This window comes from Alistipes sp. Marseille-P5061, from assembly GCF_900290115.1.
Lineage (GTDB): Bacteria > Bacteroidota > Bacteroidia > Bacteroidales > Rikenellaceae > Alistipes > Alistipes excrementigallinarum.
The window spans coordinates 33914-56572 of record NZ_LT985749.1; the positions used below are offsets into that span (position 1 = coordinate 33914).

The following is a 22659-nucleotide window of genomic DNA, read 5'->3' on the forward strand; positions in this document are numbered from 1 at the left end:
GTTTTCGGTCCCCGGCTGCCCGGCCCTTACTTTCGGCCCCCGGCTGTCAGTCCCCGGCTGCCCGGCTCCTTGCTTTCGCCTCCCCTGCTTTTGGCCCCCGGCGGCCCGGTGTCCTGCTTTCTGCCCCCCCCCGGCTGTCGGCCCCGGCTCAGCGCAGTTCGCCCTTGCCTTCGCGCAGCACCTCGGGCTCGTCGCCCGTCAGGTCGACGACCGTCGTGGGGACGTTGTCGCCCATGCCGCCGTCGATGACCAGCTCCACCTCGCGGCCGTAGCGCTCGTGAATCAGCTCGGGGTCGGTCGTGTACTCCACCACCTCGTCATCGTCGCGCACCGAAGCCGTCGCCAGCGGCGCACCCAGCGCCTCGACGATGGCCCGCGCCACGGGATGGGCCGGGATGCGCACGCCGATGGTCTTGCGGCGTTCGAGCGCCTTGTCGGGCATGCGCGACGAGGCCTCGAGCACGAAGGTGAAGGGCCCCGGCAGATTCCGCTTCAGCGTCCGGAAGGTGGCGTTGTCGACCCGGCAATACTCGGCCACCTGGGCCAGACTCCCGAAGACGACGGAGAGCTCGCCCTCGCTCTTGCCCCGGATGCGGCGCAGCCGTTCGAGCCCCTTGGGACTCCGCAGCGAGCAGCCGAAGGCATAGACGCTGTCCGTCGGATAGATGATGACCCCGTCGTGCTCCAACACGGCCACGACCCGGACCAACTCCCGCTCCGAGGGATTCTGTGCGTAAATCTTTGTTATCATGCGAACAAAGGTAGCAATTTTTTATTCAAAAACGGCCGCCGAGGCCCCTTTTTCGCCGCACGGCGCGTCACTTTATCCGACGGCGGTTGAGTTCTGCGCTGTAAGCCCGTGCGTTGGCGTTGTGCTCGCGCAGCGTGCGGGCGAAGTTGTGGTAGCCGTCGAAGGTCGGACGGGCGCAGAAAAAGAGGTAGTCGTGGCGCTCGTAGCCCAGCACCGCATCGATGGCATCGATGCTCGGCATGCAGATGGGCGAAGGGGGGAGCCCCTTGTTCACATAGGTGTTGTAGGGCGAGGGGTACTTCAGGTGTTTGTAGAGAATCCGCCGCAGCCCGAAATCCTGCATGGCATACTTGACCGTGGGGTCGGCCTGCAGGGGAATGCCCCGGCGCAGGCGGTTGATGTAGACGCCGGCGATGCGGGGCATCTCGTCGACCTTGCGCGTCTCCTCGTAGACAATCGAGGCGAGGGTCATCACCTCCAGCCGGCTCAGGCCGCTGCGGTCGCGCTTCTCGTCGCGGCCCGCAGCCCAGAAGCGGTCGTATTCGCGCTTCATGCGGGTGACGAACTCCTGCGGCGAGGCGGTCCAGTAGAATTCGTAGGTGTTGGGGATGAACATCGAGAAGAGCGTCACGCTGTCGAAGCCCAGCGTCCGGGCCAGCGAATCGGAGGTGAGCACCTGCGCGAAGGAGGCCGAGTCGGCGTCGAACTGCCGGCCGAGCTTTCCGGCCAGCTGCGCCGGGGTGCGGACGTTGTTGAAGGTGATGCGCACGGGGGTCTGCTCCCCGAGCTTAAGCATGCGGGCCACCTCGATGACGTTCATCCCGGGCCGGAGCAGGTAGCGGCCCGGCTTGAAGCTCCGCCCGAGCTCCAGACGGGAGGCATAGCGGTCGAAGGCCCAGCGGTGGCCGATATGCCGCGCGAGCGTGTCGCGCAGGGCGGCGTAGTCGCACCGCGAGCTGACGTAGAGGTCGGACTCCTCGTGTACGGCACTGCCGTAGAACTGGTTGCGGACGACGAGGGCCGCCCCGGCCATCACCACAACGAGGGCGACGAGCGTGATGAAAAGAAGCGCTTTTTTGTGCATTCGACGAAAATTTCTTGCAAAGATAGGAAAATATTCCTACTTTTGTCGCGGGTAAGTCTTATACGACCAGCTCCCACAGAATCCCCCAGGCGAGGAATCGAGCAAGGGTATGTGGTCGTAGCGGTGCGATATAAGTAGCTTACCCATTTTTTTGTGCCCTGCCGCAACCTGCGGCATCCTCCGGCACCCTCCAGTACCTTGTTGTACCCTGCGGCGTTCTGCCGAGCCCTGTTGTGCCCTGCGTGCCCAGTTGCCACGGCCGCGCTCAGCAGCCGCCCGCCCCGCGCGCAGCTCCCTGCGGCAGGTCTGCCCATCCTCCATCTTCACCACCTTTTCTCCGGATGCTTGCACCCGCCCGGCCCGACATGCGGCGGCCGGCTCAGAACTCGACGGTCACACCCAGCGTCGGGAGGAGCGTTCCGCTCTCCTGCGCGATGTATTTCATCCGGTAGCGCTGTTCAGCAAGGGGCGCCGTGGGATTCTCCACCACCCCGGTGCTCATCAGCACGTCGGGCTGGCGCAGCTTGCTCACCGTGATGTTCTGCAGGTCGATGTAGATGCCGAGCATGCAGCGCCGGAAGTAGAAGACCTTGTCGATGCGCAGGTCGAGCTGCGCAAAGGCATCGAGCCGCTCGGCGTTGTAGCGGTCATAATCGTAGTAGGGACGTCCCTGGGCATCCCACGCCTCCTTGAGCGACGACTTGTCGACGTCGTAGGGCGTATAGGGCGCCCCGCCCACGGCGCTCAGCTTCAGGCCGACGCTCCAGTTGCGCGGGAAGTCGTAGGTGCCGCTCACGTTGGCCACGAAGCGGTTGTCCCACGCCGAGGCGATGTAGGGGGCGTGGCGGTCGCTGCGGTATTCGCTGCGGTAGAGCGTGAACGACCCCACGACGTTGACCCGGTCGGGCAGCTGCCAGCTGACCATCGCCTCCAGACCGTAGGAGCGTCCTTCGGCCGTGGAGACCAGCTGTTCGTTGCCCACCACGCCGTAGTCGTTCCCCTTGCAGGTGAGGGGCACGCCGTCGGCCACCGACAGCGGCACCCGGTCGTAGAACTTGTAGAACCCCTCGAGCGAGAGCATCAGCCGGTCGCGCAGGTTCCACTTGACCCCCAGCGAGCCCTCCGTCACGCGCATGTAGTCGAGCCCGAGGTTGACCAGCGCGCCGCCGTCCTTGAAGCCGAGGGCCGTATAGGGAGGCAGCTGGTAGTAGAGGCCCGCGCTGCCGCTGAGCGACCAGGCGTGCGAAAAGGCATACGAGAGCGAGAGGCGCGGCGAGAGGTTGCGCCAGAAGGCGCTCGTCGACGAGGAGTAGTCGCAGCCGTCGGCCCGCACGCCGGCCGAGGCCGTGAAGCGCTCGTTGGGCGACTTGTAGTCGGCGCCGACGAAGGCGCCCCACCCCACCATGCCGAGCCACGTGCGATAGTCGGAGAGCTCGCTCCCCTGCTCGGCGCTGTGGAAGAGGCGCTGCAGCGTGGTGTTCGTATAGGTCGAGTAGGTCAGCTCGGCGCCGGCGCGCAGCGTCCAGCGCCCCAGCTGCGAACGGTTGTCGGCCCGCAGCGTGCTCTTCTGCTCGACGGAGCGCAGGCGCAGCGTCAGGTTCTCCTCGGTCGAGGAGTCGTTGTTGCGGTACTTCAGGTTGCGGTTGTTCAGATAGGTGTGGCTCAGCGCGACGGACTGCGTATGGATGCCCGCATAGTGGCGGTAGGTGGCCCCCACGGTGAAGGTCTCCTGCTGGATGCGGGGCAGGTAGCTGAGCAGGTATTCGGCCTCCTCGCCCTTCTGGTCGGTGTTGAGCTTCATGTCGTCGATGCCCGCCAGCCCCAGCACCACCAGCTCGTCACGCTCCGTCAGACGGCTCTTGACCTTGAACTGCCCGTCGATGAAGTTGGGCAGGAAGGGGAGCCCCAGCATCTTGAAGAGCAGCTGGAGGTAGGACTGCCGCAACGAGAAGAGGTAGGTGGTCTTGCGCCCGATGTGGCCGCGGCCGCTGAGCGAGACCTCCGAGGCGCCCAGCGTCGCCTTGAAGCTCTGCTTGTCCATGTCGCCGTCCTTGAGCCGGAAGTCGAGCACCGAGCTGAGCGCTCCGGAGCGGTCGACGGGGAAGGCCCCCGTATAGAAGCTGATTTCGCGCACGAGGTCCGAGTTGAGAATGCTCACCGGGCCTCCCGTGGCGCCCTGCGTGGCGAAGTGGTTGATGTTCGGAATCTCGATGCCGTCCATGTAGAAGCGGTTCTCCGAGGGGCCTCCGCCGCGGACAATCAGGTCGTTGCGGTAGCCCACGGGCGAGAAGGCGACGCCGGGATAGGAGCGCACGATGCGCGAGATGTCGCGGTTCGAGCCGGGGCTCTTCTCGATTTCGCGCACGCCGATGACGTGCATCGCCACGGGGCTCTCGACCGTCCGCCGGAAGGGCGACGGCGTGACCGTCACCGCCTCGATGGCGCCGGGGGCCTCCTCGAGCTCCACCTCGACGAAGGGGGTCGCCGCCGAGACCAGATACTCCGACGTGAGGAAGGTCCGGTAGCCGAGCGACGAGATGACGAAGCGCCGGATGCCGGGCTCGACCCGCTCGATGGTGAACATGCCGGCCGAGTCGGTCGAAGCGCCGCGGTTTCCGGCATCGGAGACCACCACCGAGGCATAGGGCACCGGCTGGCGCGTATTGCGGTCGATGACACGGCCCCGGACCGGGTAGCCCTTCGGAGCGGCTGCGGCGGAGAGGAAGAGCAGCGCCGCGGCGAACGAAAGAAGCAGGCGAACGGTTTTCATACTACAAATGTAGTGAAAAAACAATGCATTATCAGATACATCGGACAAAGATACGGCAAACTCCGGCCCTTTTCGGACCGGAGTTGCATGCATTGCGTCGCAAAGGATGCCGCGCGCGGGCGGCTCGGCGGGGAACCCGTCGGACGGTCTGAACGGATGGCTTGGTGGGCGACCCCGACGGAGACCCCGACGGAGAACCCGGCGGACGACCCGGCGGACGACCCGGCGGCGGCTCAGTGGGCAGCTCGGACGGGCGGCCCGGACGGACAGCCCGGCGGCTCAACGGGTGGCCCGGACGCTTCGATGGCGGCCTGACGGGCGGCTCAGAAGTTGAGGATGACGCCCGCCGTGAAGTTGGCGCCGTACTCGGGATACCAGGCGTAGTCGTAGAGCCTCCGGTCGAGCAGGTTGCGCCCCTCGGCGAAGAGCGTCACGCGTCCGCTGACCTTCCACACCACGTCGGCCCGCAGGTCGAAGGCGAAGGGGGCCTCGAACGAGTCCAGGTAGTCGGGCGAGAAGTAGTGTGCATAAATGTATTCGGGACTGCCAAGCTGGGGGGTTAGCATGGCCTCGTAAAGTGTTGACCACTTCCGCTTGCCCTGCATGTGGAGTCCCACGCCAAACGACACCTTGCCTCCTTCGTAGCGGGCCTTGACCGCGCCCCGGAAGCGAGGCTCGCCCGTCTGGAGCGCCAGGTCGTTGTTGTAGGCATAGCCGTGCGCCTCGAGCGAGAGCAGGAAGCTGCTCACCGGACGGAACTCAACCTCGCCGTGGAACGAGGTGACGGTCTGTCGCCCGAAGACGGGGATGAAGTAGCCGTTGAAGGCCGCGAGGATGGACTCATCCCCACCTTCGTCCGACAGGCGCTCGAATTCCCGAGCCGAGAGCGAATACCAGTAGGGATGGTCGTCGCGCACCGAGAAGCCGGCATAGATGCGGTAGGAGAGCATCTTGCGGAAGATGGAGCCGTGAATGCCCAGCCGCACGTTGTAGTCGGCCGAACTCTTCTGCCGGAAGGCAAGCTGCAGGGGCTCCGACACGTTCAACTTCTCCCAGTGCGCATTGAACCGGGTAGGCGCCGTCACGTAGGGATTCATCCGCGTGAGCGAGCGGAAGCTGTTGTCGTGCAGTCCTCCGTCGACGTCAAGGAAGGGGCGCAGCTTCTCGGTGCCGATGTTGAATTCGAACCGGGCATAGGGGAAGATGTAGCTGCGCGAGGAGGCTCCCGCGATTTTGTCCCACGTGTAGTCGGCCCCCACCTCAAGTGCCACTACCCCGCCCTCGTAGCCGTAGCGGGCCCCGGCGCGGACGATGTTCTCCGAGTAGAAGTCGTAGCTGCGTCCGCCGCCCAGGTAGTCGTACCCGCCCTGCAGCAGGAGCAGATGGCGGCCGAAGCGGCGCCCGAGGCGGGCCTTCGCCCCGAGGTTGGTCTGCTGCGCCTTCGACGGATAGTCATAGGCCCACGAATGGTCGCGGAAGAGCAACCCGTCGAGCGTGACGTCGAAGTTGAGGCGCTCCATATCCTTGAAGTCGTCGCCGAAACGCACCTTCAGGGCGAACTCGCCGTAGTTGACCTTCGAACCGGCAACCGGCTTCTCCATCCACGGGCGCATATCCTCATGCCACGGAGCGAGGTAGACTCCGTAGCGGTGCAGCAGGCGGTTCTCGTAGCTGACGTGCCCCTCGAGCAGGTGGCGTCCCAGATACTTGCCGGCAGCCACGCCCGCGCGGTTTTCCATCCAGAGCGAGTTATTCTTCACATCGAAGCAGTTCCGGATGTCGGCATAGCGCCCCTTGTGGTTGATGTAGCCCAGCGCATAGCCCGTATCGGGATTCTGCGTGGCGGCGTAGAAGTCCAGCACCGAATTGAGCGGATAGCCCGCACCGACCTTCAGATAGAAGGGCAGCGGACGGTTGAACTCCCAGTAGGTGACCGACGCCGGGCGAATCGGCCGCGTATCGAGGGTCGTCTCGAGCGACAGCGGCGTAATCGTATAGTCGATTTCGGGGCGCATCTGCACCGTATCGGTCATGTCGGGTTCGATGGCCAGCTTCGCGGCCTGCTCCACCTTCGGGACATAGGCCTTGGTCACCTCGACCTGCTTCTCCACCTGCGCCATCGTCGCACAGGGGAATGCCGTCAACAGGGCGACGGCCAGCAACAATCTCTTCATCTTGCTCTTGCTCAATTCAGTTTTTCGATTCGCTTCTTCGCCTCGTCGACGATGCCGTCGTCGGCGGGCGAGTATCCGTCGGCCACGCTCTGGTAGGTGGCGCGGGCCTGGAAGTTGTCGCCCCGGCGCACGTAGAGGTCACCCAGCAGGATGTAGGCCTTGGCCAGCCAGTAGGAGGAGGCGGGCTCCCGGTCGGCAAAGGCGAAGACCGCCTTCTCGCACCCGTCCAGGTCGCCCGAGGCGAACTGCGCCTCGATGAGGCGGTAGGCCGCCTCGCAGCCCTCCTTCGTGCGCACCTCCGCGGCAAGCTCGCGGTAGAGCTTCAGCGCCGCGTCGCCGTCGCCCCGCTCGCGGAGCAGGCCGGCCAGCGCATACTTCGACTCGCGCAGCGCCGTGGCCCCGGCGTCGGGATGGGCCGCAACGTCGGCCGCCATCGCCTCGATTTTGGCCGTATCGCCCCCGGCGAGCGTCGCCCGCACGTAGCCCGTCATGGCATCCTCGCGCCCCGAGGCGGTCGGCGCCGCATCGTAGAGCTGGCGGTAGGCCGCCGCAGCCTCGTCGTAGCGCTTCTCGGCGTAGGTCAGCTCGGAGAGCTTCTCGAGGACCGTCACCCGGTAGGGGTGCTGTCCGCGCGAGGCGAGCTCCGTGAGGCTCTCGATGGCATATTCGCGCTCGCCGCTGCGCAGGTAGCAGTCGCTCAGGTAATAGAGCGCGTCGTTGAGGTAATACCCCTTCGGATAGTTGTTCACGTAACTGCGCAGCGACTTGGCCGCATCCTCCACCCGGTCGGCCAGGTAGAGCTTCTGCGCGGCGGCAAACGTGAGCGAGTCGCGCGAGAGGGCCGTCAGGTCGCTCTCGGCCCCCACCCGCTCGGCGTAGGCGAAGTAGCCGTCGACGTTGCCCTGCTCGACATAGATTTCGCGGATGCCCTGCATCGCCTCCTTCGCCTCGGGCGAGTGGGGCGAGGTGCTCACCACCCGCTCGTAGCTGGAGAGCGACCGCGCGCGGTCACCCAGATTGAGGTAGGCCAGACCCAGGTCCGAGAGGGCCTGCGTCACGCGCGGCGAGGAGGGGTACTCCTCGACGAAGCGTTCGAGCGCCCGGGCCCCCTCGTCGTAGCGCTGCTGCGCGATGTAGGTGCGTCCCAGCTCGTAGGCGGCCGCATCGGCATACTCGCCCCCGCGGTCGGCGGCCAGCTGGCGCAGTACGGCGATTTTCTCGTCGTTGCGCCCCACGATGCCGAGCGTCACGGCCCGCTGGTAGCGGGCGTAGCGCGTCGCGGAGGCGTCGCCACCGGCAGCCTCGGCGCGGGCATAGGCCTCGAGCGCACGGTCGAACGACCGCTCCGAATAGTAGGTGTCGCCCAGACGGTTGCAGGCGTCGGCGCGGTAGCGGGCCGGGGCCGTACGGAGCGCGAGGAACTTCTCGAACGAGGCGCGCGCCTGGCTCATCCGTCCGCGGTCGAAGTCGCAGTAGCCCAGATTGTACCACGCCAGCGCATATTCGCGTTCGCTGCGGGGCGCCCGCTTCAGGTAGGCGTTGTAACGCGAAGCGGCGGTGGCGCGGTCGCCCTGCGCAAAGGCGATTTCGCCCTGCCAGAAGTTGCCGAGCGCCGCATATTTCGGGCTGACGTTCACCCGCTCGGATTCGGCCAGCGAACGCTGGGCGGCCGCCAGGTCACCCGCCGAGTAGGCCTCCAGCGCACGGAAGTAGGCGATTTTCTGGAGTGCGGCGCGAATCTCGGCATCGGGCTCCGGCACGGCGCGGATGGCCTCATAGGCGGCATCGTAGTCGCGCGAATTGTAGTAGGCCGCCACCAGCAGCGTCCGCGCCTCGGCCGCGCGCGGCGACGAGGGGTAACGCTCCACATAGCGGCTCAGCACGTTGATGGCCCCGTTGAAGGCGCCGCCGCCCAGCTCGTACTGCAGCTTGCCGTAGTTGAAGAGGGCATCCTCGGCAATCGTGGAGTCGAACTGCTCGTTGGCCGCCATGGCGAAGGCCTCCATCGCCGACTGCTTGTCGCCGTTACGCAGGCAGCAGTCGGCCAGGTGGTACGAGGCGTTCTGCGTCAGGGCGTCGTCGGCGCCGCACGCCTTGCGGAGCGGCTCCTCGGCCTCGGCGTAGCGGGCCGTGCGGTAGAGCGAGAAGCCCTTGAGGTAGTTCTCGTCGCGTCCCGGCTCGCCGCCCGCCTCCTCGAACACGGCCAGGTACTCGAGCGTGCGGTTGTAGTCGCCCAGATGGAACCACGACTCGGCCACCACGCGCGCCAGCTCGGCGCGGCGCGCCGGCACGGCCTTGCGCATCAGCTCGTCGCCGTGGTCGACCACGTAGCGGTAGTTCCCCTCGCGAAACTCGATTTGCAGCAGGTAGTAGGGCACCACGGGGCCGTAGGCCTCGCTGCGGGCCAGCTGCTCGAAGCCCTGGCGGGCCCGTCCGTAGCGTCCCTCGGCATAGTCGATGTAGGCCTTGTAGTAGCGGGCATGGTCGATGTAGCGGCTGCGGCTGCCGATGCGGTCGAAGTAGTCGTAGGCCTGGTCATAGCGCCCCTCGGTGAAGGCGACGTAGCCCATCCGCACGTCGTACTGCTCGCGGCGCGAGCGGTCGAGCGCCTTGTAGTCGGTCCGTTCGAAGCAGTCGCGGGCCCGTTCGAAATCGGACTGCGTGCAGTAGTAGGAGCCCAGCGAGAAGCGCACGTCGTTGGCGAAGACCGAGCCCGGGTAGCGCTGCTCGAAGTCCAGCAGCGCCGCTTCGGCATCGCGGCTGCCCAGCTCGACGGCGCAGGCCGCCAGGTGGTAGTCGATGCTCTGGAGGGCGTGGTAGTCGGCCGGGGTAACCCCCTCGCGCGCCTTGAGGAATTCGAGCCGGGCGTCGCTCCAACGGCCGTGGTCGAAGAGTTCGCGGCCGCGCTCGAGGGCGGCCAGAGCCTCGGGTGTCGCCGCCTGCGTCTGCATCCACGCAAGGGAGCCCAGCAGCAGCGACCAAATCAGTTTTCCGCGCATAGCATTCGTTTTTGGGCGAAGCCCCCGTGCCGCATGCGTCTCCGGAAGCGGAGGGCGGCGGGCTTCGCAAAGGATGGCTCAAAGATAATACTTTTTGGCCATCCGCACACCATCGGGGAACGATTATTGCCCGCGATGGAGAGGTAACACAAAATCCTGTCGACCATGACCGAAAAAATCACACTTCGCATGAATGCCGATTCGACCTTCCGGCCCGAACCGGAGACCACCTGCACGGAGCTGCCCCCCCCACGGGATGCTGCTCCGCGCGGGTGCCTGCGCCGCCGGGCGCGTCGCGCTGCGCCTCATGGAGCAGAGCCACGTCCGCCCGAGCAACTTCGAAATCAGCCTCTCGGGCGAGCTCGACACCGACTCGCTGCGCGACGAGAGCCTCTTCACCTCGTTCCGCCTCCACTTCAACGTCGCCTGCCGCCGCGAGCAGGAGCAGACGGCCGTGAGCCACGCCCTGCGGCTCACCCACGAGCAGGCCTGCGGCACGACCCGCATGCTGGGGCGGATTGCCCCCGTCAGCTGCGAGATTGTCATCGTGAGCACCGAGCCCGACAAGGGGTGACCCCTCCCGTCCCCGCCCCCGCGAAGGGAGCCGAAGGCGGCCAGCGGGGCCGAACTGTGGCCGGAAAGCCAAACGGAGCCGGGCGGGACCGAACGGGGCCGGGCGGAACCGACTAAGGGCCCGGGCAGAACCGACTGAGGCCCGGAAAGTCAAACGGGATTCGGAATGCCGAATGGAGCCCGGCGGGGCCCGGGGAGCCGTCTGCGGCACTCCGGGCCCCGCTTCATGAGCGCCGCAGGGGCCGTGCGGCTCTTCGCACCGCGACCGCTGCTGCCCTACTCCTCCACCGTGCGGCTCTTCGCACCGCGACTGCCGCCACCCTACTCCTCCGCCGGCGTGGCGGTGATGCGCCGGTAGTCGGCCACCGCCACGGCATAGTTGTAGCGCGACTGGATGGCGTTCGTATAGAGCTGAATCCAACTCAGCTGCGCCTGCAGCACGTCGAGAATCGAGGCCTGCCCCTCGCCGTAAGAGTAGGTGCTGATTTCGAGGTTCTCGCCCGCGATGCGCAGGCTCTGCTCCGAGGCGACGACCTGCGCGCGGGCCTGGACCATCGTCGTCCAGCCGTTCATCTCCTCGCGCACGACGTCGTCGCGCAGCTGCGCCTCCTGCCACACGGTGCGCGCCTGCTCGGCCCGTGCGGCCCGCACCGCCCGGCGACGCTCGCCGCCGTGGAAAATCGGCACCGAGAGCTGCACGAAGGCCTCGCCGTCGAGCAGCGTGGAGCCCGTGCGGTTGGGCGAGTGGGGCCGCCACGACGCCCCCACCCCGACGCTCAGCCGGGGGTTGTATTCCGAGCGCACCGCCCGCACACCGGCCGCGGCCCGCTCGCCGGCCAGACGTGCGGCCCTGAGGTCCGCACGGCGCTCCAGCACCTCGTCGGCCGCCACCCGCGCCGGCAGCGGCAGCGTATCGCGGATGCTCTGCGCCAGTCGGGCCTGCTGTTCGCCCGCGGCGCCGCGCAGCAGGTTGAAGTTGTGGCGCGCCACCGCCAGGTTGCGCTCGGCCGTGAGCAGTTCGTAGGCCGCCTCGCTCAGCCGCGCGTCAATCATCAGCACGTCGCTGCGCGCGACGTAGCCCTCGCTAAAGCGGTAGTCGACCACCTCCTTGAGCGAGCGAATCAGCCCCACGTAGCGGCGCATCGAGGCGGCGAACTCCTCCATGGCCGAGAGGTTCCAGTAGGTGTACTCGGCCGAATAGCAGACCTCGAAGCGGGTGAACTCCTCGTCGCAGAGGGCGATGTCGCTCCCGAGCGACGCCTCGTCGACCGCCGCGCGGACCGCCCCGCCACCGTAGAGCGTCTGCACCAGCTGGGGCGTCACCCCGAAGCTCCACGGCTTCGCCCCCTCGCTGCGGCGCATCGCCACCGAGAAACTGCCGTCGAGCGACAGCCGGGGCAGGTAGCCCGTGCGGGCCACGGCCAGCCGTTCGCCGGCCGCACGGCTGGCCGACGCGGCCATCTTCAGCGCGCGGCTGTAGCGGAGCACGTCGCGGCGGTAGTCGTCGAGGAGGGTCTGCCCCCGCAGCGGTATCCGTGCGGCAAGGAGCAGGACAAGCAGAAGGAGCGGCAGAAGCCGGCGGGAATGTTTCATGACAGACGGATTTTGTGGAAGAGGGCATAGACCACCGGCAGCACCAGAATCGTGAGCAGCGTGGCGGCCAGCAGACCGCCCATGATGGTGGCGGCCATCGCCCCGAACATCGAGTCGAAGAGCAGCGGCAGCATGCCCAGAACGGTCGTTCCCGAGGCGCTCACCACCGGCACGATGCGGCTGCGCGTCGCCTCGGCCAGCGCCTCGCCGGGAGCCATCCCGCCGCTGCGCAGTTCGCCGATGCGGGCGACGAGCACCACGGCGTTCTTGACATACATGCCCGCCAGCCCGATGAGCCCCAGCAGCGCGAAGAAGTTGAACGTGCGCCCCGTGACGAGCAGCCCCGCCACCACGCCGATGAAGAGCAGCGGCGCCAGCAGCAGCACGGCCACCGGGTCGCGGTAGTTGCCGAAGAGGAGCAGCAGGATGAAGAAGATGGCCGCGGCCGTCAGCGGCAGGTACTTCATCAGGGCGGCGTTCGACTCCTCGCGGCTCTCCTCCTCGCCGAAGATGCGGAGCGTGTAGCCCTCGGGGAGCTCGACCGTGCGCCGCACCTCGTCGCGCAGCGTCGCAAAGAGGCGCGCGGCGTTGACCCCCGGCGCCGGGTCGCACTGCGCCTTCATCACCCGCTCGCGGTTGTAGCGGCGGATGACCCCCGTGCGGAAGTCGAAGCGGAAGTCGTCGGTGGCCTGCCCCAGCGAGAAGACCCGCCCGGCGGGGGTGAAGAGCGGGAGCGTCTGCAGGTTGGTGAGGTTGTAGTCGGCCAGGTTCTCGTCCTTGAGCAGAATGGGCATGATGAGGTCCCCCTCGCGGAACTCGCCCAGCGGGAAGCCCTGCGTGGCCACCGTGAGGTCCTGCGCCATCTGGCTGCGGTTCACGCCGATGCGCTGCCCCTTCATCTGCGAATAGACGGGCATCCACGTGGGGATGCGGTTGCCCCAGCTGTTGCGGATGTTCTCCGTGCCGGGCGTCCGCCACATGATGCGCTCCACCTGCTCCGTGAGGCGGCACAGCACCTCGGGGTCGTGCCCCACGAAGCCGAACTCGATGACCGCATCGGGCACGGGCGAGAGCTTGAAGAGCGACGAGCGCAGCCACACGTCGGGAAACTCCGCGCGGACGTAGCGGCCGAACTCCTCCTCGACCTGCCGCGTCTGACGGCGGTCGCGGAGCTCGACGAGCAGGTTGCCGAAGTTGGGCTTCATGGTCACGCTGCCGCTGGCCAGGTAGTAGCGCGGCGGCGTGGAGCCCATCGTTGCCGAGACGTTCTTCACCTCCGGGCGGCGGCGCAGCCACCCCTCCATCCGCTCGATGACCTGCTCCGTCGAGCGGATGCCGTAGCCCTCGGGCAGCAGCACGTCGGCGCGGAAGTAGGGCTTGTCCATCTCGGGGAAGAAGTTCTGCGGCATGCGCCCCATCGTCCAGAGCGAGAGGGCGAAGAGCAGCAGCGCGACGGCAACCGTCCGCCAGCGGTGGCGCAGCAGCGCGCCGAGCAGACGATTGAAGCGGCGGAAGAAGGCCCCCTCTCCGCCGCCCGTGCGGGGCTCCGTGCGGAGCAGCAGCTCGCCCATGAGCGGCGTCTGCGTGAGGGCCAGCAGCCAGCTGAGCAGCAGCGAGACGGCCAGCACGACGAAGAGCGGCTTGACGATTTCGGCCACGGCCGACGGCGCCAGATAGAGCGGCAGGAAGGAGACGATGGCGATGAGCGTCGCCCCCAGCAGGCTCCAGCGGGGGCCATTGGCACCCTCGACCAGCGCGCGGCGGCACGCAACGCCGCGCAGCATCGCCTGCCGGGCGTTGTCGGTCACCACGATGGCGTTGTCGACCAGCATCCCCATGGCGATGATGAAGCCGGCGAGCGACGTGCGGTTGAGCCCCTCGCCCAGCAGGAGCATGAGCAGCAGCGTGCCGCCGATGGAGAAGAGCAGCGAGCTGCCGATGAGCACCCCGGCCCGCACCCCCATCAGGAGCATGATGAGCGCCACGACGATGGCCAGCGACTCGGCCAGGTTGAGGGCAAAGGCGGTGTTGGCCTCGCGGGCGATGCGGTCCTCGGGATAGAGCTCCGTGAGCTCCAGCCCGACGGGCATCCGGCTGCGCAGCGACTCGAGCACCCGCCCCACGGCGCGGCCGCTCCGGACGACGTCGACCCCCGCTTCGGTCGAGATGCCGATGCCGATGGCCCGGCGGCCGTTGACGCGCATGAGGCTCTGCGGCGGCGAGACGTATCCGCGCTCGACGCGCGCCACGTCGCCCAGCCGGTACTGCTTGCCCGTCGACGAGATGAGCAGCTGGTCGGCGATGTCCTCCGTCGTGCGGTAGGTCCCGTCCTCGAGCAGGCGCACCTGCATGAGCCCCGCCTGCTTCAGACCGCTCTCGACCAGGGTGTTCTGCCGCGCGATGGTCGCGACGACCGTCTCGGGGCGAATCGAGAAGTTGGCCAGCGCCGCCAGACTCACGTAGAGGTTCACCACGGGGGTCTGCTCGCCGAAGAGCGCCACCTTCTGCACGCCGTCGAGCGTCACCAGCTCGCGCTTGATGCGCTGGGCCCACTGGCGCAGCTCGCTCCAGGTGAAGCCCTCGTCGGCCGAGAGTCCGTAGTAGATTCCGTAGAGGTCGCCGAAGTCGTCGGCCACGCGAATCGGCGAGACCCCCTCGGGCAGCGTCGGCTGCACGTCGAGCACGCGGCGCCGCAGCTCGTCCCAGAGCTGCGGAATCTCGGCGGCGCGGGTGGCCGGGTCCAGCTCGACGAGCACCTTCGCCACCCCGTAGCCCGACTCGGAGGTCACCTTGTGGACGGCACGCATGGCCTGCACCTCGCGTTCGACGGGTTCGGTGACCAGCTCCTCGACCTGCTCGGGCGTGGCGCCAGGATAGGTGCAGACGAGCATGGCGCTCTTGATGACGAAGAGGGCGTCCTCCTTCTTTTCGAGCGAGGTGAAGCTCGCGGCGCCGCCCGCAAGCAGCACCAGAAGCAGGAACCAGACCACCTTGCGGCGGCGGAGCGTATATTCGGGAAGATTCATCGTCGGGAGCATTTCGAAGAGGAGGGCCGGCTCAATCCAGTATCCGCACGCGGTCGCCCTCCTGCAGGCGGTAGACCCCCGCCACGACGACCCGCTGGCCGGGCATCACGCCGCTGTCGACAATCACCCGGTCGCGTCCGTAGAGCTCGCCCAGACGCACGCGGTGGCGGCGGACCGTATCGCCCGGCCCCACCACCCAGACATATTCGCCCCCCTGGGCCGGGGCGCAGATGGCCGTGAGCGGCAGCGACACGGCGTCGGTCACCGGGTCGGCGCTCCGCAGGGTGATGGTGCACGACATGCCGGGCGAGACGGGCCAGCGCTGCGTCAGCGAGTCGTCCAGACGCAGCGAGACGGGGAATCCCGAGGCGTCGGACGAGGTCTTGGCGTACTCCTTGAGCCGCGCGGGGAACTTCACGCCGCGGTAGTTGTCGAATTCGACGTAGAAGCTCGTCCGGGGCGAGGCCAGCAGCCGCAGCCCCGATTCGGGGAGGGTGAACTTGACGGTCGTGGTGCGGGGCCCCACCAGACGGAGGACCGTTTCGCCGGCCTGCACGCGCTGGTAGGTATCGACGTAGACCGCCTCGACGACGCTGTTGAAGGGCGCGCGCAGACGCGTCTCGCCCAACAGGTCGAGCATGTTGTCGTACGAGGACTTCACCTGCACGTAGTTGGTCTGCGCGGCCTCGTACTCCTGCTGCGAGACGGCGCCGTGTTCGAGCAGCCGCCCGATGCGCTGCAGGTTGGAGCGCGCCTGCTCGAAGGCCGAGCGGCCGGCATCGACCTGCAGCCTCACGTCGCGCGGGTCCAGCTCGGCAAGCAGCTCGCCGCGCCGCACCTCCTGCCCCTGCGCCACGGGGACCGCAAGGAGCTGTCCCGAGAGCTTGAAGGCCAGATTGACGGCATCGTCGGGGGTGGCCAGACCGACGAAATCGCGGTCGATGAAGGCCGCATCACTTGCCGTCTCGGTCTTGACCGGACGCACGGCATCGGCCGCGGGGACGTCGCCGCCGCGGCAGCCGCCCAGCAGCGGCACGAAGCAGAGGAGGAGCAGTGAACGCATAAAAAAGTTGATTCCGGTTCTCCGGAATCAACTTTCATACCGTGTCGCCGCGCCCGCCCTTACGGACGAACATCCCGACAGTTCCTTTTAGCGCGGATGACCCCGTCGACGAGCTCCACCACGCCGTTGTCGGCGCGCAGCATGGTCTTCATCGTCGAGGCGTCGATGTTGTAGCAGCGCACCTCGCCCGCCGTTCCGAAGGCATGCCACGTCACCCCGTCGAGGGGTTCGGGCGTGAGGCATACGACCCGCTCGCCGGCCGCCAGCGCCTGCCCGACCAGCCGGTCCAAACGCCGGGCGCAGCCGCGGGGCATCCGCTCGAACGAGGTGACGCAGAGGAACCACACGCGCCCGGGGGCCGTCAGCAGCTCTTCGGTCGCGTCGCCCTCGGCATCGTGCAGGGCGAACTCCCCGATGATGGGGCGCACGGGCGACGAGTCGCTCTCGGTCCGCGTATCGACCCACTCCCACCGGGTGGTATCCTGCCACTCGGTATCCTCGAGCGAAAATTCGCGCAGGCGGCCCGTTTCGAGGTTGCGGTAGACGAGCACCGTCTCCACCTCGCCCGCCTCGGCCTCGGAGGCGTGCATCTCCTGCCAGATGTTGACCCCCACCTTGTAGGGGAGGAAGTCCACCAGCGGCAGGTGGCGGTAGCAGTAGGTGCCCAGCGCCATCGACAGGAAGAAGAAGAGGCAGGTGAGCACAATCTCGACGGGCTTGAAGGCGAAGACCTTGTCGGGGCGGTAGCGCCACCACACCACCACGGCCATCGGCAGCAGGACGAGGTTCTTGAGGAAGGTCTCCCACGGCGTGAGGCGGATGGCGTCGCCGAAGCAGCCGCAGTCCTCGACCGGGATGACCGTGGCGCTGAGCAGCGTGAGCACCGTGAAGAAGAGCATCGAGGCGAGGGCGAAAATCGAGATGAGGCGGATGCGGACCTTGAAGAGCAGCATGCAGCCCATCATCAGCTCGGCGCCGCACAGCCAGATGGAGAAGGCCATGCTTGCCGGCTGGAGGAACTCCATGCCGTAGATGGTGAGGTATTCGTTCACCTTGAGGGCCGTGCCCCACGGGTCGACCACCTTGGTGAAGCCCGAGAGGATGAACGTGCAGGCGAGGATGAGCCGACAGATGTTGGCGATGATTTTGAAGATGCGGGAGCTTCTCATTGCGGGAGCGGGGGTTGGAGGGTCGTGAGGGTATCGAGCGGGTCGGGAGGGTGTTTGGGCGGAGGTTTTCGTTGCGGAGGTTTTCGTTGCGGAAGCGGGTCAGAGCAGCGGTTCGACGAGGGCGCGGATGCGGCGGGCGATGGTCTCGGGCGAAGCCATGCGCCCCTCGCCGTCGCCGCAGTCGACGATGCGCAGCGTCGCATCGCCGGCCGCCGCCTCGAGGTAGACGTCGCGCACGGTGCGCTGCAGCGCGAGCGACGATTCGTGGATGTCGGCCGCACCGTGCAGATAGGCGCGGTCGTCGCCCTCGCGCGCCGAGCGGAGACGCTCTTCGGTGAAGGCGAAGGGGACGTCGAGGAAGAGCGAGAGGTCGGGACGCGGCAGACGGTTGTGTTCGAACTCCAGGCTGAGAATCCACCGGGCCAGCCTCCGGCGCGGCTCCCCCTCGGGCAGCTTGGCGCACTGGTAGGCGATGTTCGAGTAGACGTAGCGGTCGAAGATGACGGCATCGCCGGCGGCGAGCCACTCCCGGATTTGGGGTGCCGCCTCGGCGCGGTCGCCCGCAAAGAGGAGCGCCACCAGATAGGGGTCCACCGCCTCCACGCCGCCGAATTCGCCGCGCAGGAAGCGGGCGATGAGTTCGCCGTAGACAGGCGCATCGAAGCGCGGGAAGTGCACGTAACGGCTCTCCACGCCGCGCTCGGCAAAGAGCTGGCGCAGCAGGGCTACCTGGGTCGATTTCCCGGCGCCGTCCAAACCTTCGAGTACGATTAACATGGTCGGTTCATTTATTCAATATCAGGGTTCCGCCGCCCGGCCGCAGCCGCCGCGGCAGCCAGTGTCCGGATTCCGCTAAGCCGCAGATGCCGCAGCCTGCTCTCCGTACGGCGGCCCGCCCGCCGCAACATCGGCTCAACATCCGCCGCAACTCGGCCTGGCATCCGCCCGCAACTCGGCACAACATCCGCCCGCAGCAGCATCGGCACGCCGCTCAGCTCCCCCCCGGCAGCTCAACGCAGCATCCGCACGGCACGGGCTACGCCGTCGGCCAGCGCGTCGGCCTCGGCGAGCGTATTGTAGAGGGCGAACGACGCACGGCACATGCCCGTCACCCCGTAGTGGGTCATCACCGGCTCGGCGCAGTGCTGTCCCGTACGGACGGCGATGCCGAGCTTGTCGAGAATCATCCCCATGTCGTAGGGATGAACCCCCTCGACGTTGAACGAGACGAGGGCGCACTTGTCGGCCGTCGTGCCGTAGATGCGCAGCCCCTCGATGGCCGAGAGGCGCTCCGTGGCGCGGCGCAGCAGCTCCGCCTCGTGGGCCTCGATGTCGGCCGGGGCGAACTGCTGCACGAACTTCACCGCCTCGCCCAGTGCGATGGCTCCGACGAAGTTGGCCGTGCCGGCCTCGAACTTGAGCGGCACGGGGGCATAGGTCGTCCGGGCGAACGAGACGCGGTCGACCATGTCGCCGCCCCCGAGGAAGGGGGGCATCGCCTCGAGCAGCGCCCGCTTGCCGTAGAGCACGCCGATGCCCGTCGGGCCGTAGAGCTTGTGGCCCGAGAAGGCGTAGAAGTCGCAGTCGAGCGCCTGCACGTCGACACCGCCGTGCACCACGCCCTGGCAGCCGTCCACCACCGCCACGGCGCCCACCGCATGGGCCGCATCGATGATGGGCCGCAGCTCGGGGCGCGTGCCGAGCGTATTGGAGGCCTGCGTCACGGCCACCACCTTCGTCCGCCGGTCGAGCAGACCCGCGAGCCGCTCGGTCATCAGCCGCCCCTCGTCGTCGAAGGGCAGCACGCGGATTTCGGCGCCGCACCGCTCGGCGAGCATCTGCCACGGCACCAGATTCGAGTGGTGCTCCATCTCGCTGATGACGATGTTGTCACCCTCGTGCACGAAGCGGCCGCCCCAGGCGTAGGCCACCGTATTGAGCGATGCGGTGGCTCCGGCCGTGAAGACGACCTCCTCCTTTTCGGCCGCTCCGATGAAGCCGGCAATGCGCTGCCGCGCCTGCTCGTAGCGTTCGGTCGCCTCTTCCGAGAGGAAGTGCACGCCGCGATGGATGTTGGCGTTCAGCTCCCGGTGCAGGTAGTCGACCGTATCAATCACACAGCGGGGCTTCTGCGCCGTGGCGCCGTTGTCGAGATAGACCAGCGGCCGGTCGTAGACCCGGCGTTCGAGAATGGGGAACTCCCCGCGTATCTTTTCAACCTCTAACATAGTATCTCCTTTCACTTTCCACCGGCTGCCGCGGCGCCGCACATGCGCCTCGTTCGCGCCGCGCGCCGCGCCGGCATCAGATTCGTTCGAGCTTCTCGCCCACGCCGCGCATGAGCACCTCGTGGAGCTGCTCCACGCCGCAGCGGCGCACCACGTCGGCCACGAAGCCCTCCATCAGCAGCGCCCGGGCCTGCGCCTCGCTCAGACCGCGCTGCCGCATGTAGAGCAGCGCATCCTCGTCCATCTGTCCGACCGTCGCGCCGTGCGAGCACTTCACGTCGTCGGCATAAATCTCCAGCTGGGGACGCGTCGTGATGCGGGCCTCGTCGCCCAGCACGACGTTGCGGCTCGTCTGCCGCGCATCGGTGCGCTGCGCGTCTGCCGCCACGTAGACCAGCCCCCGGAATTCACCCACGCCGTCGCCCGAGGCAACCCCCTTGACGCACGACTCGCTGCGGCAGTCGCTCACCGCATGGTCGATGCGGATGTCGGCCACGCAGTGCTCGCCCGCACCGGCCAGGAAGGCCCCGTGGAGCGTATTCGACGCACCGGGCTCCTGCAGCCCGACGCGGCAGACGAGGTTCGACCCCGCGAGCTGGAGCGTCGTCAGGTGACACTCGCTCCGCCCCTGCTGCCGCACCTCCACCTCGACGAAGGCCTCGGCCGTAAAGAGCACGCACAGCTCCAGGTGCGCATCGCGCCCGAGCTCGACCTCGACCGAGGCCTCGAGCGGCCGGTCGTAGAGCAGCACGAGCGACGCCGCGGCGTCGGGTGCAACCACGACGCTCAGCTTCGGGGCGCCGGCCGCCACCAGGGGCGCCGGCTCCGTGTGACGGATGTCGAGCCGCTCGCCCTCGAAGAGGCGGAAGGCCCCGCCGCACAAAAGTTCATCGAGCCGTATCATTCCTCCGCGTAATCGTTGATAAGCCAGTCGTATCCCTCCTTTTCGAGTTTGAGGGCCAGCGTCTTGTCACCCGAGTAGATGATGCGGCCCCGGTAGAGGACATGCACCACGTCGGGGACGATGTAGTCCAGCAGGCGCTGGTAGTGGGTGATGACCACCGTCGCATTCTGCGGCGTATGGAGCCGCGTAACGCCCGTGGCGACGATGCGCAGGGCGTCGATGTCGAGGCCCGAGTCCGTCTCGTCGAGAATCGCCAGCTTGGGGTCGAGCATCGCCATCTGGAAAATCTCGTTCTTCTTCTTCTCGCCGCCCGAGAAGCCCTCGTTGACCGAGCGGGCCGTGAGCTTCGCGTCGAGCTCGACCACGGCGCTCTTCTCGCGCATCAGGCGCATGAACTCGGCCGCCGTAAGGGGCTCCTCACCGCGGTAGCGGCGCTGCTCGTTGACGGCCAGCTTCATGAAGTTGGCCATCGAGACGCCCGGAATCTCGACCGGGTACTGGAATCCGAGGAAGAGCCCCAGACGGGCGCGCTCCTCGATGGGCATCGAGAGCAGGTCGTGCCCCATGAAGGTGGCCGAACCGGCCGTGACGGTGAACTTCTCGTTGCCCGCGAGCACCGACGCGAGCGTCGACTTGCCCGAGCCATTGGGTCCCATGATGGCATGCACCTCGCCCGCCTTGACCTCGAGGTCGATTCCCTTGAGAATCTCCTTGCCTTCGACGGAGGCATGCAGATTTTTTACGCTTAACATATCTTTTCTGTCCGTTTTTTTCCGTTTCACATTTCCGGCCCGCGGGCCGAAGGAGGCACCTCGCCGCATCGCAGGCGCGGCCGCCTTTCCGTCCGCAGCCGGGCGGGCGGGGGCTACCCCACCGTATTTTCAAGGCTGAGCGCCAGCAGCTTCTGCGCCTCGACGGCGAACTCCATCGGGAGCTTGGCCAGCACCTCCTTGGCATAGCCGTTGACAATCAGCCCCACGGCATCCTCGGTCGACAGACCGCGCTGGTTGCAGTAGAAGAGCTGGTCGTCGGAAATCTTCGAGGTCGTGGCCTCGTGTTCGACCACCGCCGAGCGGTTGCGCACGTCGATTACGGGGAAGGTGTGCGCGCCGCAGCGGTCGCCGATGAGCAGCGAGTCGCACTGCGAATAGTTGCGGGCGTTCTCCGCACCCCGGGCCACACGGACCAGACCCCGGTAGGAGTTCTGGCTGAGGCCCGCCGAGATACCCTTCGAGACGATGCGGCTGCGCGTGTTGCGCCCCACGTGTATCATCTTCGTGCCGGTGTCGGCCTGCTGGTAGTTGTTCGTCATGGCCACCGAGTAGAACTCGCCCACCGAGTTGTCGCCCGCCAGCACGCAGCTCGGATACTTCCACGTGATGGCCGAGCCGGTCTCGACCTGCGTCCACGACAGGCGGGCGTTTTCGCGGCAGAGGCCGCGCTTGGTGACGAAGTTGTAGATGCCGCCCCGCCCCTCGCGGTCGCCCGGGTACCAGTTCTGCACGGTCGAGTACTTCACCTCGGCGTCGCGCTCGACGACAATCTCAACCACGGCGGCATGCAGCTGGTTCTCGTCGCGCCGCGGTGCGGTGCAACCCTCCAGATAGCTCACATAGGCCCCCTCGTCGGCGACGATGAGCGTCCGCTCGAACTGCCCCGTGCCGGCAGCGTTGATGCGGAAGTAGGTCGACAGCTCCATCGGACAGCGCACACCCTTGGGGATGTAGCAGAACGAGCCGTCGGAGAAGACGGCGGCGTTGAGCGCCGCATAGAAGTTGTCGGTATAGGGGACCACGCTGCCCAGATACTTCTTCACCAGCTCCGGGTAGTCGCGCACGGCCTCGGCCATCGAGCAGAAGATGATGCCCCGCTCGGCGAGCGTCTGCTTGAAGGTGGTCTTCACCGAGACGGAGTCCATCACGGCGTCGACGGCTACGCCGGCCAGCGCCATCTGCTCCTCGAGGGGAATGCCCAGGCGGTCGAAGGTCCGCTTGAGTTCGGGGTCGACTTCATCCATCGAGCCCAGCTTCTTCTGCGGTTTGGGGGCCGCATAGTAAATCACGTCCTGAAAGTCGATTTCGGGAATCGTCAGGTGGGCCCACGTCGGGGGGTCGAGCGTCAGCCAGTGGCGGTAGGCCTTCACGCGGCGCTCGGTCATCCACTCGGGTTCGCCCTTCTTGGCCGAAATCAGCCGCACGACCTCCTCCGAGAGGCCCTTGCCGATGGTTTCGGTCTCGATGTCGGAGGTGAAGCCGTACTTGTACTCCTGCTCCCCGAGGTTTTCCAGTATCTCTTTTTCGTTCTCTGCCATTGTCTGCAAAATAT

The 22659-nt window shown here is 67.1% G+C and carries 15 protein-coding genes and 1 other RNA gene; 2 read left to right on the forward strand and 14 right to left on the reverse strand.

Going from position 1 to position 22659, the window contains the following annotated elements:
* Nucleotides 1-148: 148 nt before the first annotated feature.
* Nucleotides 149-751: an L-threonylcarbamoyladenylate synthase gene (locus C8267_RS04080; protein WP_106633767.1), complete on the reverse strand. Its 603-nt coding sequence runs from the start codon at nucleotides 749-751 to the stop codon at nucleotides 149-151.
* A gap of 67 nt (nucleotides 752-818) precedes the next feature.
* Complete coding sequence (gene mltG, locus C8267_RS04085) at nucleotides 819-1835, reverse strand: endolytic transglycosylase MltG (RefSeq protein WP_106633768.1); 1017 nt, start codon at nucleotides 1833-1835, stop codon at nucleotides 819-821.
* A gap of 49 nt (nucleotides 1836-1884) precedes the next feature.
* Between mltG and ffs the strand changes: the two genes are divergently transcribed.
* Nucleotides 1885-1982: signal recognition particle sRNA small type (gene ffs, locus C8267_RS04090), an RNA gene on the forward strand.
* Nucleotides 1983-2214: 232 nt separating this feature from the next.
* Here ffs and C8267_RS04095 read toward each other — a convergent pair.
* From C8267_RS04095 to C8267_RS04110, 3 genes are all read right to left on the reverse strand, one after another.
* Nucleotides 2215-4605 (reverse strand): TonB-dependent receptor, encoded by a 2391-nt coding sequence (locus C8267_RS04095; protein ID WP_106633769.1) that lies wholly within the window; start codon nucleotides 4603-4605, stop codon nucleotides 2215-2217.
* 323 nt (nucleotides 4606-4928) lie between these two features.
* The gene (locus C8267_RS04105; RefSeq protein WP_106634161.1) at nucleotides 4929-6779 is read right to left on the reverse strand and encodes a hypothetical protein; all 1851 of its coding nucleotides are present in this window, start codon (nucleotides 6777-6779) and stop codon (nucleotides 4929-4931) included.
* A gap of 11 nt (nucleotides 6780-6790) precedes the next feature.
* Nucleotides 6791-9778, reverse strand: coding sequence for a tetratricopeptide repeat protein (locus tag C8267_RS04110; protein ID WP_106633771.1), 2988 nt, complete (start codon nucleotides 9776-9778; stop codon nucleotides 6791-6793).
* Nucleotides 9779-10034: 256 nt separating this feature from the next.
* On the opposite strand from C8267_RS04110, the gene C8267_RS04115 reads away from it, so the two are divergent.
* Nucleotides 10035-10352, forward strand: a complete 318-nt coding sequence (locus C8267_RS04115) for a hypothetical protein (RefSeq protein WP_087362177.1) — start codon at nucleotides 10035-10037, stop codon at nucleotides 10350-10352.
* A gap of 320 nt (nucleotides 10353-10672) precedes the next feature.
* Here C8267_RS04115 and C8267_RS04120 read toward each other — a convergent pair whose 3' ends face one another.
* From C8267_RS04120 to sufB, 9 genes are all read right to left on the reverse strand, one after another.
* Nucleotides 10673-11944, reverse strand: a complete 1272-nt coding sequence (locus C8267_RS04120) for a TolC family protein (RefSeq protein WP_199792076.1) — start codon at nucleotides 11942-11944, stop codon at nucleotides 10673-10675.
* The gene (locus C8267_RS04125) at nucleotides 11941-14970 is read right to left on the reverse strand and encodes an efflux RND transporter permease subunit (protein ID WP_106633772.1); all 3030 of its coding nucleotides are present in this window, start codon (nucleotides 14968-14970) and stop codon (nucleotides 11941-11943) included. The genes C8267_RS04120 and C8267_RS04125 overlap by 4 nt, the downstream gene beginning before the upstream one ends.
* Before the next feature lie 31 nt (nucleotides 14971-15001).
* Nucleotides 15002-16033 carry an efflux RND transporter periplasmic adaptor subunit gene (locus C8267_RS04130; RefSeq protein WP_106633773.1) on the reverse strand — a complete coding sequence of 344 codons (1032 nt, stop codon included), beginning with the start codon at nucleotides 16031-16033 and terminating at the stop codon, nucleotides 15002-15004.
* 59 nt (nucleotides 16034-16092) lie between these two features.
* The gene (locus tag C8267_RS04135; RefSeq protein ID WP_087362179.1) at nucleotides 16093-17202 is read right to left on the reverse strand and encodes a BT_3928 family protein; all 1110 of its coding nucleotides are present in this window, start codon (nucleotides 17200-17202) and stop codon (nucleotides 16093-16095) included.
* A 99-nt stretch (nucleotides 17203-17301) separates the two neighbouring features.
* Entirely contained in the window at nucleotides 17302-17979 is a 678-nt protein-coding gene (gene tmk, locus C8267_RS04140; protein WP_106633774.1) for a dTMP kinase, read from the reverse strand.
* 233 nt (nucleotides 17980-18212) lie between these two features.
* The gene (locus C8267_RS04145; RefSeq protein WP_106633775.1) at nucleotides 18213-19430 is read right to left on the reverse strand and encodes an aminotransferase class V-fold PLP-dependent enzyme; all 1218 of its coding nucleotides are present in this window, start codon (nucleotides 19428-19430) and stop codon (nucleotides 18213-18215) included.
* Nucleotides 19431-19506: 76 nt separating this feature from the next.
* On the reverse strand, nucleotides 19507-20334 hold the full coding sequence (locus tag C8267_RS04150) for a SufD family Fe-S cluster assembly protein (protein ID WP_106633776.1): 828 nt from the start codon (nucleotides 20332-20334) through the stop codon (nucleotides 19507-19509).
* The gene (sufC, locus tag C8267_RS04155) at nucleotides 20331-21086 is read right to left on the reverse strand and encodes a Fe-S cluster assembly ATPase SufC (RefSeq protein WP_087362183.1); all 756 of its coding nucleotides are present in this window, start codon (nucleotides 21084-21086) and stop codon (nucleotides 20331-20333) included. The genes C8267_RS04150 and sufC overlap by 4 nt, the downstream gene beginning before the upstream one ends.
* Before the next feature lie 113 nt (nucleotides 21087-21199).
* Nucleotides 21200-22645, reverse strand: a complete 1446-nt coding sequence (gene sufB, locus C8267_RS04160; RefSeq protein ID WP_087362184.1) for a Fe-S cluster assembly protein SufB — start codon at nucleotides 22643-22645, stop codon at nucleotides 21200-21202.
* Nucleotides 22646-22659 lie beyond the last annotated feature (14 nt).

Coding starts and splice junctions, on each gene's coding strand:
- C8267_RS04105 (WP_106634161.1), bottom strand. CDS start 6,779: ATGAAGAGATTGTTGCTGGCCGTCGCCCTGTTGACGGCATTCCCCTGT.
- C8267_RS04110 (WP_106633771.1), bottom strand. CDS start 9,778: ATGCGCGGAAAACTGATTTGGTCGCTGCTGCTGGGCTCCCTTGCGTGG.
- C8267_RS04125 (WP_106633772.1), bottom strand. CDS start 14,970: ATGAATCTTCCCGAATATACGCTCCGCCGCCGCAAGGTGGTCTGGTTC.
- C8267_RS04120 (WP_199792076.1), bottom strand. CDS start 11,944: ATGAAACATTCCCGCCGGCTTCTGCCGCTCCTTCTGCTTGTCCTGCTC.
- C8267_RS04150 (WP_106633776.1), bottom strand. CDS start 20,334: ATGATACGGCTCGATGAACTTTTGTGCGGCGGGGCCTTCCGCCTCTTC.
- tmk (WP_106633774.1), bottom strand. CDS start 17,979: ATGTTAATCGTACTCGAAGGTTTGGACGGCGCCGGGAAATCGACCCAG.
- sufB (WP_087362184.1), bottom strand. CDS start 22,645: ATGGCAGAGAACGAAAAAGAGATACTGGAAAACCTCGGGGAGCAGGAG.
- C8267_RS04080 (WP_106633767.1), bottom strand. CDS start 751: ATGATAACAAAGATTTACGCACAGAATCCCTCGGAGCGGGAGTTGGTC.
- C8267_RS04095 (WP_106633769.1), bottom strand. CDS start 4,605: ATGAAAACCGTTCGCCTGCTTCTTTCGTTCGCCGCGGCGCTGCTCTTC.
- C8267_RS04135 (WP_087362179.1), bottom strand. CDS start 17,202: ATGAGAAGCTCCCGCATCTTCAAAATCATCGCCAACATCTGTCGGCTC.
- C8267_RS04115 (WP_087362177.1), top strand. CDS start 10,035: ATGCTGCTCCGCGCGGGTGCCTGCGCCGCCGGGCGCGTCGCGCTGCGC.
- C8267_RS04145 (WP_106633775.1), bottom strand. CDS start 19,430: ATGTTAGAGGTTGAAAAGATACGCGGGGAGTTCCCCATTCTCGAACGC.
- sufC (WP_087362183.1), bottom strand. CDS start 21,086: ATGTTAAGCGTAAAAAATCTGCATGCCTCCGTCGAAGGCAAGGAGATT.
- C8267_RS04130 (WP_106633773.1), bottom strand. CDS start 16,033: ATGCGTTCACTGCTCCTCCTCTGCTTCGTGCCGCTGCTGGGCGGCTGC.
- mltG (WP_106633768.1), bottom strand. CDS start 1,835: ATGCACAAAAAAGCGCTTCTTTTCATCACGCTCGTCGCCCTCGTTGTG.